Origin of the sequence: Paenibacillus sp. CECT 9249, assembly GCF_918697855.1 — a bacterium.
Lineage (GTDB): Bacteria > Bacillota > Bacilli > Paenibacillales > Paenibacillaceae > MSJ-34.
In genome coordinates this window covers 1-680 of sequence record NZ_CAKKLI010000115.1, presented here as the reverse complement: position 1 = coordinate 680, position 680 = coordinate 1, and the positions used below count along the sequence as shown (strand labels likewise).

At 56.3% G+C, this 680-nt stretch carries 1 rRNA gene; it reads right to left on the bottom strand.

Features of this window, described 5'->3' with window-relative positions:
* Positions 1–2: 2 nt before the first annotated feature.
* Positions 3–680: ribosomal RNA gene (locus LQ229_RS27005) — 23S ribosomal RNA — on the bottom strand; the annotation flags it as partial.

The following is a 680-nucleotide window of genomic DNA, read 5'->3' as shown; positions in this document are numbered from 1 at the left end:
TTTAGGATAAGCCCTCGACCGATTAGTATTGGTCAGCTGCACGCATTGCTGCGCTTCCACCTCCAACCTATCAACCTCGTCGTCTACAAGGGGTCTTACGAATTGGGAAATCTCATCTTGAGGGGGGCTTCACGCTTAGATGCTTTCAGCGCTTATCCCGTCCGTACTTGGCTACCCAGCGGTGCTCCTGGCGGAACAACTGGTACACCAGCGGTACGTCCATCCCGGTCCTCTCGTACTAAGGACAGCTCCTCTCAAATTTCCTACGCCCACGACAGATAGGGACCGAACTGTCTCACGACGTTCTGAACCCAGCTCGCGTACCGCTTTAATGGGCGAACAGCCCAACCCTTGGGACCTACTTCAGCCCCAGGATGCGATGAGCCGACATCGAGGTGCCAAACCTCCCCGTCGATGTGGACTCTTGGGGGAGATAAGCCTGTTATCCCCAGGGTAGCTTTTATCCGTTGAGCGATGGCCCTTCCATGCGGTACCACCGGATCACTAAGCCCGACTTTCGTCCCTGCTCGACTTGTTGGTCTCGCAGTCAAGCTCCCTTCTGCCTTTGCACTCTTCGAATGATTTCCAACCATTCTGAGGGAACCTTGGGGCGCCTCCGTTACTCTTTAGGAGGCGACCGCCCCAGTCAAACTGCCCGCCTGACACTGTCCCCGAACCGG